The sequence below is a fragment of the Halonotius sp. F2-221B genome, assembly GCF_046719765.1.
Lineage (GTDB): Archaea > Halobacteriota > Halobacteria > Halobacteriales > Haloferacaceae > Halonotius.
In genome coordinates this window covers 70,426-86,506 of sequence record NZ_JABEBY010000015.1, presented here as the reverse complement: position 1 = coordinate 86,506, position 16,081 = coordinate 70,426, and the positions used below count along the sequence as shown (strand labels likewise).

Genomic DNA, 16,081 nt, shown 5'->3' with positions numbered 1-16,081 from the left:
GTGACGCTCGTATCAAGCTACAGCAGCTGTATCCAGTTGAGCCGAGGAACTAGTCAGACCACATCTGAACCTACACTCAGGGCGATCCAGAAGCGCGCTGGCATCGAACGGTTTGAGGTCGATTTCGAGCAGATTGACGAACGCGCGGTTCTCCTGGTGGGAGATATCGCCGCTGTAGAGGATGTGTCGCTCGTCGATCCCGGCGTCGGCGGCGATCCGGCCCAAGGCGAGCGCGCTGGCGAGACAGTCCGGATCGGGGTTGTTGTGGCAGACGATGTTGAGTTCGCTGCCATCGGAAAGCATCTGGTGGAGGTCGTGGACGGAACTCATTGGTTCGTTTTCCGGTGCTACACACTTAGGAATAGGCAGCGTTCTACCGAGTCACCAGGGCAACGTATTTTGAGTTGCCGCCTGAACCGCGATCTATGCCCCGCAAGATCGAGCGTGAGACAACGCTTACTGAGCAGTTCTCGGTGACTATTCCGCCTGCGGTGCGACGCGAGGTTGGCGTCAAACCCGGCGACATGATTCGCTGGCAGGTCGATGACGACGGCTCGCTCTCGGTCGAACACCGCCGGCAGCAGTACGGCGCGTTCGATGATCTGAACGCAGTCGATATCGGCGAGTCAACCGATGTAGCCGACGAGATGGATACCGAAATCGTCGATTTCGACTAACGGATTCTCTCTCAAAACGCTACTGCGATCCGTTCTCCCTCTCTATCCGCGTTCCGTCAGGCCGCTTTTGGCCCTCGGAATCGTGGACGACGACGCCGTCGACATCGCGCGACTCGTAGTTTTCCCGCACGGCGATTGCCTCCTCGATCTCGCGGATCGCTCGCTCCTTGAGCGCGGCGGCCAACTCCTCGGCCTCTTCGCGTGAAATATCGCGGCCGAGGCCTTCGCACTCGTGAGCGCGAACCATGCCTTCGGCGTCAACCGCTTCGCCCATCGGCTGGCTCGTCCCGCCGAGGGCGACGCTGAAGGGGTACGTCTTGCAGATCAGCGGGCGGTCGTCGTGGACGCCGCAGTGACCGGTGCCGTCCTCGCTCTCCTCGTAGAACGTGCAGTCGCCGCAGGCGTCGGTCTGGAGGGCCCACTCGAAGGTCTCACCCGCGTCGCCGTCGCCCTCGTCATCCAAGCCATAGGGCATCGGCCGCGCCACGTCGCGCCAGTCGTAGTCGCCGGCGTCCTGCAGGTCGCGGATTTCGTCGGGAAAGACGGTCGCTGTATGCGGTTCGCGGTCGGTTGCGTCCGCTTCGGTCGTTTCGTCGTCGCCATCGCTGTCTGGGTCGTATCCTTTGCAGCACGCCCCACACCGGGTACACTCGAAGCCAATCGACTCGATGGCGTCGGCGAGGTCGTCGACAGCCAGGTCGCGGGCGCGGTCGAGTTCGGTTTCGAGAGAATCCATCAGTCAGAGGGTTGACTCGCCCCCGAGCCGGTCGTCACGAACGCCGAGAGGTCGATCTCGCCGCCGACGGCCTCGGGCGTCTCATACGGCCGGTTGACGACGAGGTCGCCGGCGCGCTGCTTGCCGATCCCCGGCAGGGCTTCGAGTTCGGTCATGCTCGCGCTGTTGATATCCAGCGGATACGGCACCGCCGTCACCGACCGGTAGCCGTGGTCAACGATGACGGCGTCGACCGTTTGGCCGAGCGGTCGCTCCTCGGGGAAGCCGACGAGCAGCGGATAGGTGCCGAGCTGGCGGCCGAACGTCCGGCCCCCCTCGTGGTATTCGAGATGTACGTCCGGGAGGACGGTGCCGGCGGGCGCGACCCGTTCCAGCATCGGTTGGTCGATGGTCTCACGGACTTCCTGTTTGTAGGATTTGAACAGCTCCTTGTGTTCCTCGGCGATGGCCGCGCCGGTGTCGGACATGTCGGTGCCCTCGAAGGCCATCACCTGGCGGATGTTGATGCGGCGGAGCATCAACCCCTCGTCGTAAACGCGCTGGAGGAACGCCCGGTTGTGGTCGTAGGTTGCGCGGCGTTCCTCTTGTAGGCCGTGCAGCAGATTGATTCCGGGCAGCAGTTTCGGCAGTCGGTTCCCTGCGCTGTCGCCGTGGGTCGGCGCGTCGTCGGCGTCCTCACCGGGTCGCCAGCCCGCTTCCTCGTTGACGATTTTAACTGCCTGAAAACACTCCTCGGCGGTGACGTTGAGGTTGTTGGCCTCCTGCACCACGGGATCGGCGGACTCCAGCCCGAAGGCGGCGGTGTCGCCGGGGGTGTTGTGCTCGGCGATAATTCTGATTCCTTCGCGGCTCTTTTCGGGCCACTCGACAATCGTGATCGGGTTCATATTGTCGAGATGCAGCGTTTCGAGATCAGGGGCGACCTCACGAATCCCACTGTAGAGCCGCCGGAGCGCGTCGGGGTTGGGGGCCTCGCCGTCGCCGCCGAAGGCAAGGATGTCGGCCTGCCGGCCGAGCCGGAAGTGTCTGACGCCGTAATCGGAGAGCGTGTCGACCTCGTCGACGACGGCGTCGGCCGTGCGGAAGGCAGGATTTCCGTAGAGCGGTTCGGTACAGAACGAACAGCGGTAGGCACAGCCCCGCGAGGTTTCCATCTCGCAGATCAGGTAGTCGGGGTGGTTGGGGTGCTGTTCGACGATGAACGCGCCGTCGGGGGCCCACCGGCTGAGTTCGTCATTGTCGCGCATCCGGTTGTTGAACCCTTCTAACCCGCTGTCGACGAGATCGTAGGCGGCTGCCTCGATGTCGCCTTTGGCGACGAAATCAAAGTCAAGATCCTTGCGTTCGGTTTCGGTCGCCCCGGCGTTTTCGTCGCCGACGCCAAACTTGACGGGGCCGCCCATCAGCGAGGTGCCTTCGGCGACCCACGCGAGTTCTTTCACCTCGTCGGGTTCGGCGGGCGTCCCACCAACGTAGCTGCCGGGGACGGTCATCCCGCCGACGTAGATCATGAGGTCGGCGTCGGCGACCGCGTTCCACTTTTGTCTCTCTTCGCGGAGTTCGTCGATCGTGTGGTAGGTGATGTTGGCCTGCGGGACGCCGGCGTCGACGAGCGCGCCGGCGGTAAAGCGGGGGTACGTCGAGATGTAGGGCGGCACGCCGAAATGGGCCGGCTCGTCGACGTAGCCGTCGACGATGGTGACCGCAAGATCCGAAGACCGAGTCATATCCGTCGTTCGGCGTCAAGCGGCTAAAACCGTGTGATCCGGCCTGCAGGTGTGGCACTTCCACCAGCGTGCCACGTCATTTAACTTTGTGGCACCCCTCCCTACTGGTATGCCCGAAACCGTCGAAGTCGAATGCGACAACGGGGACTGCGAACTCGATATGTTCGAGGTCCACTACACATACGACGTGCCTGACGACCACGGCGTCGCCGATCTTAGCTGTCCGTACTGCGCCGACAGCGCAAGTCTCTCGGAGATCGTCCTATGACAAAGCTCGAAACCTACGGCCGGGAGGCCCTCAACACGGTGCTCGAACGAGTCGGCCGCGGCGTCAGTCAGGTACAGTCACGCAAGCCGCTCTCCTATGACCTTCTGGAGAGCGACACCGAGTATCTCGTCGTCTTCGACGCGCCGGGGGCGACCGCCGAGGATGTCCAGGTGCAGTTTGTCGACGGCGAACTGGAGGTACGGGTCGACCGCTTTCGGGCGTTCCACAAGGGTTTCGAGATGCGCTTCCCGGGTCGTGGGCTGACGCTTTCGGGGACGGCGACGCTACCCGATGCCGCCAGCGTCACCGGCAGCGAGACGATCCCGGATGCGACGCTGACGCAGGATGGAACCCTCCATGTGACGATCCCGAAAGCCGCCTCAGCGCACACCGTTGCCGTTGAAGATGACGATACCACCCACGACGAGCAGTCCGGCGATGCAGACGACGGTGCCACTGACACCCACACAGACGACGACGCCGACACAGACGACGACGCCGACACAGATACAGACGACGACACCGCCGCATCCCAGACAGACGACGCCTAACGGTCACCTGCGCTGGATGGATTTTTGACGTATCGGCTGTTTCTCCCGTTTACCCCGTCGTCTGTCGATCTGGGTCGGATGACCCTGTCGTGTGGCTGGTGTTGTCCTGAATGAATCAATCTACTACAGAGTGCTACATATGCATATGAAATGTCCAGTAGTTGCTGATTTTTAGTTAGACACAAATGCTATTCTCGCCAATACGTTTTTACATTTCAACCAACAACACGCAGATGAACTGAACTCTCACCGCAAGTGATCTGTTCCACCCCAGCCATGAAAGACCTCACAGCGTTTCAGCGAGACCTCCTGTACGTCATTGCAAGCCTCGACGATCCATACGGACTCGGGATCAAGGAGGAAGTCGAATCGTACTACGACGACGATGTCAACACCGGGCGCGTCTACCAAAACCTCGGCAAACTGGTCGACAGCGGCTACGTCGAAAAGGCCGCCATCGACAAGCGAACCAACTCCTATACGCTCACCGCAACAGCCACCACCGCGATGGACGACCGCCGGACGTGGGAGACAAAACAGGTACAGCGGATCGACGCCGGCGACCCAACCCCGTCACCAGAGGCCGAAACCCATTCGTAGCTACACCGGAAGATCGGCGTCAGCGTCGACAACGCGGTCGGCCTCCGGGGGGATCTCCCAGTCGGTCGTGAGCTCCAGCAGCTGCGCCAGCATGCGGCCGGTCGCCCCCCAAACAGTGTAGTCCGCCACGTGGAAGAAGTGAATCCGGATCGGCCCGTAGTGTGGGTGTTCGCGGTGTTCTGACTCGTAGTTTGTGCGGTCGGTGAGTTCGGCGACCGGCAGCCGAACAATCTCGGCGACCTCGTACTCGTCGGGGGTGTACTCCCGATCGGGAATCCGCCCAACAAACGGGCGGACGATGTATCGGGTGACCGTTTCGATGTCGTCGATCCGGCCGACGACCTCGCTTTCATCGGGTCGCAGGCCGATCTCCTCGTCGGCCTCCCGGAGGGCGGTGGCTTGGAGATCCGCATCCGACGGCTCCCGGCCCCCGCCCGGAAAGCTCATCTGGCCGGGGTGGTCGCCAAGCTGCTCGGAGCGTTTCGTAAAGAGGATCACGGGCTCGCCGTCCTGGTCGATGATCGGCGCGAGCACCGCAGCCTCCTTTGCGGGGTCGGCGATCGCCGACGGCGTATACCGAGCCACCCCCGTCAGATCCATATCTGTTCTTGGGTGGCGGTCCTCTTAGTCCTGCGGGAGGACCGATGTCAACGAGGCTCGGATCGCGTCGGTCTCGACAGCGGCCCACGCTTCGAGGTCGTAGCTCACGTCGAGTAATGTCGCGGCGCGGTCGGCGTCGGCGGCGGCGACGGCCTCGTCGGCGTCGGCTTCCAGCCGCGTTTGCACCTGTTCGGCCAGTCGATCGCGGTCGACAGATCGCTTCTCATACTCAAGAATATGGGGCAGATCCTCGGCGTTCGGCGGGAGCGTCGGAAACGCCGCCGGCCCGACCGTCAGCAACGACTCGCTGTCAGCGTCGCGTGCGTCGCTCGAGGTGGGCTCGTACTCGACGAGCACATACTCGGTGATCGCGGTTTCGATGGCGTCGGTGACGGCCCCGTCGTCAACGGCGGCCCCCTGTTTGAATGCCAACTCGGTGAGGGCTTCGGAGAGTTCCTCCCGCGTCAGCGCGCCAAAGAGGTCGACGACGCCGGCGAGTTCGTCACCTGTCGCGCTCATACCACGCTGGTGTCGCTGCTCTCATTTGAGTCTACCTCACTCGGTGGTCGATCCCCCGGTCGCCGCCGCCAAATCGGCCGCGGCCGCATCGGCGACCGCTTTGGGGCTGATCGGCGCGTTGTTCCAGGCCGGCAGGCGGGTGTCCTCTCCCGGTTCCCGCAGGGCGTCGGCGTAGGTATCGATCTGCTCGCGCTCGTCGTCACGGTCGTAGGCCAGATCGTTGTAGGCGGCGTCGACGGCGTACTGTCGGCGCAACGATTCGGCAGCCGCCCGGTAGCGGTCGGGGAGCGTCCCGTAGTCGATGTCGACCCCGTGCTCGTCGACAACCCGGCACAGTGCCTCGCCGACGGCCGCGCTCATCTCCGAGAGGCCGGTTGGGCCGCCGACCGCGCGGTGGTCGTGTTCGTAGGCGCCGAGGTCGACCTGCGCGCTGCCGTCGATGCCAGCGTGGGCGAACGCCTCCCCGAGCGTGCCAACCTCAAGCCCCCACGATCGCTGAACCCGCATATCGGCGATGAGGTCGCCCGTGGCGGCAAACTCGCCGGCCAGGGCGTACCGGAACGCATCGAGATATCCCAGGATCTCGGCGTCGGGGGTCGCGTCGGCTAACGCCCGGATGAGCGGCGCGTAAAACAGCCGGAACAGCCGGCCGTAGAGCTGGCCGTTCTCAACGCGGGCGTAGTAGCCTTTTGAGAACTGGTGGTCGTGTTCCAGCGGGAACAACAGTCGGGAAACGTAGGAGCGGTCGTAGGTTTTGGTGTCGGCATCATGGCAGACGACGTAGTCGGCATCGAGCACCTGTCCGAGCGCGAGCCACACGTCCCGGCCCTTGCCGGCTGAGCCGTTGAGCCCGTTGTCGGCCAGGAGGTCGGCGAGCGTGGGCCCGTTACACCACAGCACCTCCAGTGGGAGGTCGAAGCCGGCGAGCCAGTCCCGAAACGGGCCAACCTTCTCGGCGGGGGCACGCAGCGGGACGACGACGCGTTTGGGCGCGACGGCTTCCAGTTCGGACAGGACACCCTCGGCGGCGAGGCCGGCGTACTCCCGTTCGGTCATCGGGACAACAACCGCGGCGCGATCGGTCGGCGCGGCCGGTGTCGTCTCCTGGAGGTGGTGGAGCGTTGTAATCCGTTCTTGGACGTACTCCATTTACGATTTGTTGTGGCTGTGCGGACATAGACCCCGCGATCGACTGCAGTCAGTCGTGGTGTCAGCCTACCACCGAACCTCGAACCCATCGAGGCCCTCGGGTGCTTCCATCGTGACATCGACGCTGTCGACCTCGGCGGCGCGGCTGCCGGTTTCACACCACTCACACATCGCTTCGACGCGCTCCTCGTTGCCCTCGAAGACGGCTTCCACGCGGCCGTCATCGAGGTTTTTTACCCAGCCGTCGACGCCGCGCTCACGGGCGGCATCGCGGGTACTGGCGCGGTAGTAGACGCCTTGGACGCGACCACTGACGAACACGTGGGCTCGGACACGGTCGGAGTCGGACATATCGTTCGGTTCTGCCGCGACGCTGATAAACACTCAGTTCGCGGCCGAACCTACTGACGAGGCCGCCTGCTCAGGGATCGACCCGATCGAGCCACTGGATCGGCTCGGCCAACTCGGCGTCAGTCGGGAGATGTTCTGGCCGCTCCCAGACGACGCTGGCGGCTTCCAGCCCGCGGGCGTCGGCAACGGTCTCGAAAAAGCGCGCGCCGCGTTCGTACTGATCGCGTTTGAGGCCCAACCCGAGCAGTCGGCTCATCAGGCGTTTCAGCGGCCCGCCGGAGCCACGTCTGGCGTCGAGTTTGGCGCGCAGATCGGCGTACTCCTCGTCGAAGGCCCGATCCATCAGCAACTCGGCGTACCCTTCGACGGCGGTCATCGCGGTGGTCAACTCCTCGAAGGTCGCCTGATCGAGGTCGCCCGCCGAGATGGCCGTCACGCTGTCCTGCATCCGGGTTTCGAGATACTCCGGCAGCCACGGTGCGACGCCGAACTCCGCGGCGTGAGCGACCTCGTGGAACGCGATCCACCGACGGAAGCGTGGGTACGCCACGTTGAGATCGTCGGCGACCCGGCGGATGTTTGGGCGAACGAAGTACAGCGCGTGGCCGCCGTCGGCGAGCAACAGCGGGTCGTACTGTCCGAGGACGTTTCGGCCCAGAAAGCCGAGTGTGACCGCCATCGTCCCGGTGTTGATCGTGCGTGAGACCCCCGGTAGCACCGTCGTCGACGGCTCTAAGGGGTCGACGACCCGCCGGAAGGTTTCGATGTTGGCGTCGATCCAGTGGTGGCGATGCTGGATTTCGATCGTTTCCGGAAGGTCGAAATCGACGCCGCCGGCATCACGCAGGCGGTCGCGGGCGTCCCGCACGTCAGCCCGAAAGCCGGCCTGCTCGTCGGCGGACATGCTGAGATCGCCTGCCGGCGTCGACGCCTTGGCCGCCTCGGCGACGCTTCCCCAGTCGATGATCCCGCCGCCGTCGGCGTCGGCGACCGCTTGGGCGCTCCGAAACAGATTCATACTTCTGCTGGGGTGGCTGCGAGTAAAGTCCTTGTGCGTCGCTCAACCCCGCGTGGGTGGCCTAACCGTGACGTTGATACGCCTGCTGCTGCTGCAAAACAGCATGCAGGAGTCCCAACGGGAGTTTCTTGAATCGCTGTTGACGACGGCCAGCCCCTCGGGGTTCGAAACCGACGGGCAACGCGTCTGGGTCGACTACGTCAGCGAGTTTGCCGACGCGGTCACGACCGACGACTACGGCAACGCGGTCGCCGTCCACGAGGGGAGCGGCGAGGGCCCCGAGATCGCCTTCAGCGGCCACGCCGACGAGATCGGCTTCATCGTCCGGGATCTCGACGACAACGGGTTTATCCGGATGAGTCGGATCGGTGGCTCCGACCGCACTGTCTCGCAGGGCCAACACGTCACGATCCACACCGACGAGGGCCCGGTACAGGGCGTCGTCGGCCAGACGGCGATCCACCTCCGAGAGGCCGGCAGCGAGGAGTACGCTGACATCGCCGAGCAGTTCATCGATATCGGTGCGGCAGACGGCGACGAGGCCACCGAACTGGTCGAGGTTGGCGATCCGATCACATTTTCGAGCGATCTCTACGAACTCCAGGGGAGCCGCCTCACCGCCCGCGGGATGGACAACCGGATCGGCACCTGGAGTGCGGCCGAGGGGCTGCGCCGGGCGGTTGAGGCCGATGTCGACGCGACGGTGTATGCGGTCAGCACCGTCCAAGAGGAGCTCGGCATCAAAGGCGCCCAGATGGTCGGCTTCGATCTCGCCCCCGACGCCGCCATCGCTGTCGACGTGACGCATGCGACCGACAATCCGGATGTGCCGGGCGACAAGCAGGGCCCCGTCGCGTTGGGCGAGGGGCCGGTCGTCTCCCGTGGTAGCGCGAACCATCCACGTGTCGTCGAGCTTGCCCGCGAAGCCGCCGACGCCGACGACATCGAGGTTCAGCTACAGGCCACCGGTACCCGCACCGGTACCGACGCCGACGGCTTCTACACGAGTCGGGGTGGGATCCCCTCGCTCAACATCGGGCTGCCGAACCGGTATATGCACACCCCGGTCGAGGTGATCGACACCGAGGATCTCGATGCGGTCGCCGACCTTCTCGGGGCGATCGCGGCCCGCGCCGGTGCGATCGATTCCTTCGCGGTCGATATCTAACCCCGGTCAGTCGGCGACGAACTCGATCAACACGCCACCGGTCGACGATGGGTGGAGAAAGGCGACCGCATGGCCCCACGCCCCGGGCCGTGGCTCGTCGTCAATACGGTCGATCCCCTGGTCGGCGGCCCGCGTGAGGGCGGCCTCGATGTCGGCGGTGCTGAGTGCGAGGTGGTGGATTCCGGGGCCGTGGCTGTCGAGATAGTCCGCGATCGGCCCGTTTTCGCGTGGTTCCAAGAGCTCAAAATAGCCTGAACCGAGGTCGAGAAAGCGGATCTCCATCCCATCGAACCGTTCTTCGTGGACGATCGACGCCTCAAACAGCGCGGCGTAGCGGTCTGCGAGCCCGGCGGCGTCCTCGGTGGCGATCCCGGCGTGATGAAAGTTCATGTCGAGCGTTGCGGCGAGAGCCAGATAAAATCGGGCGGTCGATGACGGTGCCAGTGGAGCCGTTGATCCACCGCGTTACGCGCTGATCAGCGCGCGATCAAAAGCGATCCGAACAGTTGTCCCGCCGCTTACCGGCGTTTCGATCGAGAGGTCGGCCCCGTAGCGATCCGTGATCCACCGCACCAGCCAGAGGCCGAGCCCGCTGCCGTGATGCAGTGGCGTGATCTCCTGGTCGCCGGTGATCACCGCCCGCTCGGTCGCCGGAATCCCCGGCCCGTTGTCGGCGACGACCAACTCGGCGGTGGCATCGTCGACGACCGCGGCTGTCACCGATACCGTCGGCTCGGCGGCCGTGTTGTGTCTGGCCGCGTTGTCGACGAGGCTTTCGACGAGCACCCGGAGGCTGGCGTCGGCCGCAACGAGCAGGGCTGTCGGGCAGTCGGTCGTGATCGTCGTGGCGGGAAACTCCTCGCTGCAGACCGTGACGACCCGCTCGATGATGGCCGTGATATCGGTTGGCTCCAACGTGGGTGATCCACCGAGGACGCGGTCGACAGTTTTGGCCTCCTCGCTGAGGCGGGCCAGTCCACACGCGGTGTCGCTGATGGAGTTCGCGGCGTCCCGGATCTCCTCGTTGTCGGTCAACTCACGGATCTTCTCGGCTTGCCCATCGATCACGTTCACATCGTTGCGGAGGTTGTGTCTGAGAACGCGCTGGAGCACATCGAGATGGCGTTCCCGCCGTAGCTCCGTGGTCACGTCGGTGTAGATAGCGAACCCGTGGTCGTTTTCGATCGGCACGCCTCGGTAGACGAACTGTCGGCGACCGTCGGCGGTTACCCGCTCGACGACCGCGGCGTTCGTTTCGCCGGCAGCCGTCTGCTGATCGAACTGTTCGGCCTCCGCCCGGCGGTCAGTTGGAACGATGAGATCGTTGAGCGAGACGCCGCTCAGCGAGTCTGTGCCGTGACCGAAGGTCTCGGTGAACGTCGCGTTCGCCTGGATAATCACTGGAGCGCCGTCAACCAGCTCAAACTCAACAACAGCCTCATTGAGTTCGTTAAACAATCGTTCGAAACGGTTCGTGCCCTCGGTTCGTGGATAGTTACTCACTGTTTCCCTCCTCTCATTGTCATCATCCCGGCGACCGTGTCGACTGATGGGTCAGGACTGTGTTGGTGCGTATGGGTAATAAAACGGCACTAACAATACGAAAACCAACACAAATGTACTGCGAACACGAAATAAGCTTTCTATTACTGAACAGAGGTTCCGACAAACCGAACCTTATTTATCTTTGTGGAGTTGGCACCCCTCACAGCCGAGTGGGATCGGGGAACTGCGGGCGATTTTTGTCTGTCGATGGTGGTGGTTCCGGTGGATGGGCGATGCTAGTGGTGACGCTGGCGGGCGGTCGACGGTGCCGACACTGGGGTGGTGAGGCTCGACCGCTCACCCTCTCGTTGAGGTCACGATATCGGCCGAGTCGGTGTCGGGCAGCTCGGAGCGGATAATCGTCTTCTGGTGGAGCTCCGCAAACCGTTGGTCGCTGTCGTCGACCCCCTCGGCGGCGCGAAATCCGAGTGTCGCCCGCGTCCCGGGGCTGTCTGCGCGCTGTGTGATATCGAAGGTCGCGTTGATCGTGTCGGTGATCCATTTCACGAGCCAGAGACCGACCCCGCTGCTGTGGTTCAGTTTTGACTCTGTCGCCTCGGAGATCGCCTCGGCCTCGCCTTGGGGAATCCCTTGGCCGTTGTCGACAACGGTGAGATCGATCTTCGAGCCGTCGGCCCGCTTCTCGGTGGTGATCCTGATCACGATCTCCTCGTCGGCCGCCGTCGTATGTTCGATGGCGTTTTCGATCAGCTCCGCGATAGCATCACCGACGAGAGAGTTGCCGGCGATGGCGTGGTCGCCGACGTTGACGCGAAAGGTGACCGCCGGATGGGCCGCGTGGTACTCCTCGATGACGCGGGCCGTTGTCTCGCGGAGATTCACCCGCCGGAGTCGGTTGTTCGAATCGGTGAGCCGGGCGTCGATTTCCCGCATCTTTTCGCCCAGCGACAGCAGCTTGTCGGCGACCGCCGCGACCTCGTCGATCGCCGACTGATCGGCGTGCTCACACTGCTGTCGGATGATCTCCAGATAGCCGCTGACGACCTCCATGTCGTTGCGGAGATTGTGTCGCAGCACGCGGGTTATCACCTCTCGCCGCTGGGCGGTGAAATGTTCCTGTGTCACGTTTTGTCCGGTAAATATCAGCCCTGTCTCGGCCGTGAAATGGCCTGCCGGATAGATGGTAAACTCGAAGAGACACCACTCGTCGGCCGACAGCTGCACCCGCACGGTCGTCGCCGTGGGGTCGCCACCTTCGGTTGCGGTTTCGATGCAGTCAACGATCTCCGTGAGATCCTCCCGGTAGATGCGTCTCGTGAGCTCCGCGTTGTTCTCGGCGATCGCCCACAGCGGTGAGTCGTCGTCGGCCGCAGACAAGACGAGATCGCTGGTCTCGACGACCACCTCGCCGGCCACGTCCGCTCGTTCCCTGACAAACAGCTCACACAACGTTTCAGCGTCACCGTCCATTGATCTGTAACTCAAATTACCTACCGTCTAAAAAATTTGTATGACCACAATCGTGGCCGGCATACTGGTTTCAGACGCCGGGTTGGTACTCGCCGAACTCATCGCGGAACACATCGCAGATCTCCTGGACGGTCGCGTACGCCTTGACCGCCTCGATCACCGGCGGCAACACGTTGTCGTCGCCGGCGGCCGCCGCGGCCACCGCGTCGAGGGCGTCCTCGACGGCCGCCTCGTCGCGGTCGGCCTTGATCGCCGCCAGTTGGTCGATCTGTCGTTGCTCGTCTTCCTCGTCGACAGATTCGAGATCCATCTCGGGGTCGTCGTCGACCTCAAACTCGTTGACGCCGACGATGATCCGCTCGCCCGCCTCGATCTCCTGTTGGCGCTCGAAGGCGACATCCTGGATCTCCTGTTGGATGTATCCCGCATCCACCGCGCGCAACATCCCGCCGCGGTCGTCGATGTCATCGATAATGGCTCTGGCCTCGGCTTCGACCTCATCGGTCAGCGATTCGACGTAGTAGCTGCCGGCCAGCGGGTCGATCGTATCGGCAACGCCGGACTCGTGGGCGAGGATCTGTTGGGTTCGCAACGCTGTCCGCACCGACTGCTCGGTCGGCAGCGAGAGGGCCTCGTCCTTGCCGTTGGTGTGGAGGCTCTGGGTGCCACCGAGCACGGCGGCGAGTGCCTGATAGCCGACGCGAACGACGTTGTTCTCGATCTGTTGGGCCGTCAGCGTCGAGCCGCCGGTCTGCGTGTGGAACTTCAGCTGTTTTGACTTCGGGTTCTCAGCCCCAAATCGCTCATCCATGATCCGCGCCCAGAGCCGGCGGGCGGCGCGAAACTTGGCGACCTCCTCGAAGATGTTGTTGTGCGCGTTGAAAAAGAAGGAGAGCTGTGTGGCGAACTCGTCGACATCCTGGCCGGCGTCGATGGCGGCCTCGACGTACTCGATCCCGTTGGCGAGCGTGAAGGCGATCTCCTGGGCCGCTGTCGAGCCGGCCTCGCGGATATGGTAGCCGGAGATCGAGATCGTGTTGAAGTTCGGCACCTCCTCGGCCGCGAATTCGAAGGTGTCCGTGATCAGCCGCATCGAGGGCTCCGGCGGGTAGATGAACAGATTGCGCGCGATATACTCCTTCATGATGTCGTTTTGAATTGTCCCGCGCAGCTCCGCGCGGTCGACGCCCTGCTTGTCGCCGACGGCGATGTACATCGCCAGCAACACCACGGCGGGGGCGTTGATCGTCATGCTCGTCGAGACCTCGTCGAGCGGGATTCCATCGAAAACAGTCTCGAAATCCGCGAGCGTGTCGATGGCGACGCCGGCCTTCCCGACCTCGCCGGCGGCCATTCCGGCGTCGGAGTCATACCCCATCTGCGTCGGGAGGTCAAACGCCATCGACAGCCCCGAGGAGCCCTGATCGATCAGATAGTTGAACCGCTCGTTGGTCTCGCTGGCGGTGCCCATCCCCGCGTACTGCCGCATCGTCCACAACCGCCCGCGGTGCATCGTTGAGTAGACACCGCGCGTGTAGGGTTCCTCGCCCGGGAATCCGATGTCGTCCTCGTAGTCGAGATCAGCGATGTCATCGGGCGTGTAGAGCCGCTTGACTTCTTGGCCACCAGTGTCGGTGGTAAACGTCTCCTCGCGCTCGCCGAAGCGATCCAGCGTCGGGCCGGCCGTCTCGGCCTCCCAGTCGGCTTTCGCCTCGCGGATCGCTTCGAGATCCTCTTCGTCGAACATGGCTGTGGCCGACGAGCGGCACCGGCAAAAGCGTGACTCCGCCGAGGTCGTATTCAGATACACCAGAGCAACTGAAACCATCTCGAAAGCCCCACCTGACTGCGGCTGGTTGACCCGCCCACGGCCCGTATGGCTTCGCCATGCTTTTGCTGCCGCCGGCTGAACGACGGGGTATGTTTGGAGGCGGCGGTATGAACCCACGGAAGATGCAGCAGATGATGGAACAGATGGGGATCGACGTGACCGAGATCGACGCCGAGTCGGTCACGATCACGACGAACGACGGCGAACAGCTCGTCTTCGACGCCCCGGAGATCACCCGGATGGACGCCCAAGGCACCCAGACCTACCAGATTGTCGGCGAACCCGACCAACAGGAAGCCTCGGGCGCGGCCGGTGCGGTCGAAAGCGGTGACACGGACACCGCCGACGCCAGCGACGACGCTGACGACGAGATCCCGGAGTCCGATATCAAGCTCGTCGCCTCCCAGACCGGCGTCTCGCCGAGCGAGGCCCGCGAAGCCCTCGAAGCCGCGGACGGCGAACCCGCCGCGGCGATCAGCCGCCTGGAGTGATCCTCCTCGTTCACGGCGACCGGGAGTACCTTCGGGAACCAGGCGACGAACTCCACACCGACCTCGGCGTCGTCGACATCCCCGAGGACGTGGCATCCGGTGACACGCTTGAGACACATCTCGGCGAGGAGTTCAGCGCCCGCGAGCTTCGCGGTCCTGATCTCTTCAACCATCTCGAACGCACCGGCGCGCCGATGATGCCACGCGACATCGGCCTTGTCATCGGCCACACCGGCGCGGCCGCCGGCGACCGCGTGCTCGACGCCGGGACTGGCACGGGAATCCTCGCGGCGTATCTCGGCCGCCTCGGCGCGGACGTGACGACCTACGAGCAGGACGCCGAGTTCGCCGACGTGGCGCGGGAGAACATGGTCGTCGCCGGCGTCGCCGAGGCGGTCGACGTGCGCACCGGCGATATCACCGATGCGATCGACGATCTCGCTGCCGGCGAGCCGTTTGATCTGCTGACGCTCGACACCGAGGACGCACCCGAGGTCGTTGCCGACGCGGCCGACCTCCTCGCCGCCGGCGGCTATCTCGCCGTCTACTCTCCATTTGTCGAGAACTCACGGGCGAGCGTCGAGGCGGCCGAGGCGGCTGGACTGGCTGACATCGAGACTGTTGAGACGATTCAGCGGGAACTCACCGTCGACGACCGGGGGACACGACCGTCGACTGCGGGTGTCGGCCATACGGGGTATCTGACGTTCGCCAGGCGGTGATCGCCGGAAGCACTATGCCGTTGCCGACCGTGTATCGAGATACAATGGCATCAGACGAAACCGAGATCGACGAGACACGAACCTGGCCGGAACTGGCGATCGGACTCTACGAGCGGCTGACGGGCCGCGGCGCCGAGATCGCCTACGAGTTTGAGGATATGCATGTTGACGTGCCCGACAAGGTCGGCGAGGACGCCGACCACGCCCGCTGGCGGCTTGACGGCACGCTGACGATCCGAACGAGCGAAAACGACGAGTAACGAGTGTGACCGACGCCGAGTCCGGATCGGCCCCGCAGCAACTCGTCGTGGGGGCGGATCTGACCCTCCAGTCCGACCGCGCGGACGTGTCGATCACGACCGCCGACGGCACGCTTGTCGTCGATGTCGACAGCCTCAGCGGGCTGTTCGCGCTGTACGACCTCCAGCGGAACATCACCGCAACCGCCGGCTACTGGCTGCCCGAGACGGACGCGCTCCCGCCGGAGACGCCGCTGGTGTTCAATTCACCGGCCGTCATCCGTGTTCGTGGACAGTCGGTTGCCCACTACGTTCCCGATGGTAGTAGCGGCCTCCTGAGCCGTGTGTCGTCGCTGTCGAAGATACAGCTTTCTCCACAAGGACTGTTCGGCGCGGTTGCCGCCGAAGCGGCCGCCCAACTGCGCGGCTGGCTCGGCGCGTAACCGACGCCCTCGCGG

The 16,081-nt window shown here is 64.1% G+C and carries 20 protein-coding genes and 1 pseudogene; 9 read left to right on the top strand and 12 right to left on the bottom strand.

Going from position 1 to position 16,081, the window contains the following annotated elements:
• Positions 1–78 precede the first annotated feature (78 nt).
• A pseudogene (locus HKK80_RS11910) lies at positions 79–330 on the bottom strand (DHH family phosphoesterase); the annotation flags it as partial.
• Between the two features lie 95 nt (positions 331–425).
• On the opposite strand from HKK80_RS11910, the gene HKK80_RS11905 reads away from it, so the two are divergent.
• Positions 426–677, top strand: a complete 252-nt coding sequence (locus HKK80_RS11905; RefSeq protein ID WP_411799819.1) for an AbrB/MazE/SpoVT family DNA-binding domain-containing protein — start codon at positions 426–428, stop codon at positions 675–677.
• A gap of 19 nt (positions 678–696) precedes the next feature.
• Here the strand turns inward: HKK80_RS11905 and HKK80_RS11900 are convergent, their stop codons facing one another.
• Positions 697–1,413: a YkgJ family cysteine cluster protein gene (locus tag HKK80_RS11900; protein WP_411799818.1), complete on the bottom strand. Its 717-nt coding sequence runs from the start codon at positions 1,411–1,413 to the stop codon at positions 697–699.
• Positions 1,413–3,140, bottom strand: coding sequence for a radical SAM protein (locus tag HKK80_RS11895; RefSeq protein WP_411799817.1), 1,728 nt, complete (start codon positions 3,138–3,140; stop codon positions 1,413–1,415). The genes HKK80_RS11900 and HKK80_RS11895 overlap by 1 nt, the downstream gene beginning before the upstream one ends.
• A gap of 109 nt (positions 3,141–3,249) precedes the next feature.
• On the opposite strand from HKK80_RS11895, the gene HKK80_RS11890 reads away from it, so the two are divergent.
• The 3 genes from HKK80_RS11890 to HKK80_RS11880 all read left to right on the top strand — a co-directional run bounded on the left by HKK80_RS11890 (position 3,250) and on the right by HKK80_RS11880 (position 4,559).
• Complete coding sequence (locus HKK80_RS11890) at positions 3,250–3,408, top strand: hypothetical protein (protein WP_411799816.1); 159 nt, start codon at positions 3,250–3,252, stop codon at positions 3,406–3,408.
• Entirely contained in the window at positions 3,405–3,959 is a 555-nt protein-coding gene (locus tag HKK80_RS11885; RefSeq protein ID WP_411799815.1) for an Hsp20/alpha crystallin family protein, read from the top strand. The genes HKK80_RS11890 and HKK80_RS11885 overlap by 4 nt, the downstream gene beginning before the upstream one ends.
• A gap of 276 nt (positions 3,960–4,235) precedes the next feature.
• Positions 4,236–4,559 carry a helix-turn-helix transcriptional regulator gene (locus tag HKK80_RS11880; RefSeq protein ID WP_411799814.1) on the top strand — a complete coding sequence of 108 codons (324 nt, stop codon included), beginning with the start codon at positions 4,236–4,238 and terminating at the stop codon, positions 4,557–4,559.
• On the opposite strand, the gene HKK80_RS11875 is transcribed toward HKK80_RS11880, so the two are convergent.
• The 5 genes from HKK80_RS11875 to HKK80_RS11855 all read right to left on the bottom strand — a co-directional run bounded on the left by HKK80_RS11875 (position 4,560) and on the right by HKK80_RS11855 (position 8,196).
• Positions 4,560–5,159 (bottom strand): NUDIX hydrolase, encoded by a 600-nt coding sequence (locus HKK80_RS11875; protein ID WP_411799813.1) that lies wholly within the window; start codon positions 5,157–5,159, stop codon positions 4,560–4,562.
• Between the two features lie 24 nt (positions 5,160–5,183).
• On the bottom strand, positions 5,184–5,678 hold the full coding sequence (locus HKK80_RS11870) for a hypothetical protein (protein ID WP_411799812.1): 495 nt from the start codon (positions 5,676–5,678) through the stop codon (positions 5,184–5,186).
• A gap of 36 nt (positions 5,679–5,714) precedes the next feature.
• Complete coding sequence (locus HKK80_RS11865; protein ID WP_411799811.1) at positions 5,715–6,827, bottom strand: glycosyl transferase family 2; 1,113 nt, start codon at positions 6,825–6,827, stop codon at positions 5,715–5,717.
• Between the two features lie 66 nt (positions 6,828–6,893).
• Positions 6,894–7,178: an acylphosphatase gene (locus HKK80_RS11860; RefSeq protein WP_411799810.1), complete on the bottom strand. Its 285-nt coding sequence runs from the start codon at positions 7,176–7,178 to the stop codon at positions 6,894–6,896.
• A 70-nt stretch (positions 7,179–7,248) separates the two neighbouring features.
• Positions 7,249–8,196, bottom strand: a complete 948-nt coding sequence (locus HKK80_RS11855) for a zinc-dependent metalloprotease (protein ID WP_411799809.1) — start codon at positions 8,194–8,196, stop codon at positions 7,249–7,251.
• A gap of 103 nt (positions 8,197–8,299) precedes the next feature.
• On the opposite strand from HKK80_RS11855, the gene HKK80_RS11850 reads away from it, so the two are divergent.
• Positions 8,300–9,364 (top strand): M42 family peptidase, encoded by a 1,065-nt coding sequence (locus HKK80_RS11850; protein WP_411799808.1) that lies wholly within the window; start codon positions 8,300–8,302, stop codon positions 9,362–9,364.
• Between the two features lie 6 nt (positions 9,365–9,370).
• Here the strand turns inward: HKK80_RS11850 and mce are convergent, their stop codons facing one another.
• From mce to HKK80_RS11830, 4 genes are all read right to left on the bottom strand, one after another.
• The gene (gene mce / locus HKK80_RS11845; protein WP_411799807.1) at positions 9,371–9,754 is read right to left on the bottom strand and encodes a methylmalonyl-CoA epimerase; all 384 of its coding nucleotides are present in this window, start codon (positions 9,752–9,754) and stop codon (positions 9,371–9,373) included.
• 75 nt (positions 9,755–9,829) lie between these two features.
• Entirely contained in the window at positions 9,830–10,867 is a 1,038-nt protein-coding gene (locus HKK80_RS11840; protein WP_411799806.1) for an ATP-binding protein, read from the bottom strand.
• A gap of 339 nt (positions 10,868–11,206) precedes the next feature.
• Complete coding sequence (locus tag HKK80_RS11835) at positions 11,207–12,340, bottom strand: sensor histidine kinase (protein ID WP_411799805.1); 1,134 nt, start codon at positions 12,338–12,340, stop codon at positions 11,207–11,209.
• 70 nt (positions 12,341–12,410) lie between these two features.
• On the bottom strand, positions 12,411–14,087 hold the full coding sequence (locus tag HKK80_RS11830) for a methylmalonyl-CoA mutase (RefSeq protein WP_411799804.1): 1,677 nt from the start codon (positions 14,085–14,087) through the stop codon (positions 12,411–12,413).
• Between the two features lie 173 nt (positions 14,088–14,260).
• Here HKK80_RS11830 and HKK80_RS11825 point away from each other — a divergent pair, with 173 nt between their 5' ends.
• Genes HKK80_RS11825 through HKK80_RS11810 form a run of 4 tightly spaced genes read left to right on the top strand, consistent with a single transcriptional unit; the run spans position 14,261 to position 16,066 of the window.
• The gene (locus HKK80_RS11825) at positions 14,261–14,662 is read left to right on the top strand and encodes a nascent polypeptide-associated complex protein (protein WP_411799803.1); all 402 of its coding nucleotides are present in this window, start codon (positions 14,261–14,263) and stop codon (positions 14,660–14,662) included.
• The gene (locus tag HKK80_RS11820) at positions 14,659–15,384 is read left to right on the top strand and encodes a methyltransferase domain-containing protein (protein WP_411799802.1); all 726 of its coding nucleotides are present in this window, start codon (positions 14,659–14,661) and stop codon (positions 15,382–15,384) included. Before HKK80_RS11825 ends, HKK80_RS11820 begins: the two co-directional genes overlap by 4 nt.
• 44 nt (positions 15,385–15,428) lie before the next feature.
• A complete protein-coding gene (locus HKK80_RS11815) occupies positions 15,429–15,644 on the top strand; it encodes a hypothetical protein (RefSeq protein ID WP_411799801.1) in 216 nt (71 codons plus the stop codon).
• Between the two features lie 5 nt (positions 15,645–15,649).
• The gene (locus HKK80_RS11810) at positions 15,650–16,066 is read left to right on the top strand and encodes a hypothetical protein (RefSeq protein ID WP_411799800.1); all 417 of its coding nucleotides are present in this window, start codon (positions 15,650–15,652) and stop codon (positions 16,064–16,066) included.
• Positions 16,067–16,081 lie beyond the last annotated feature (15 nt).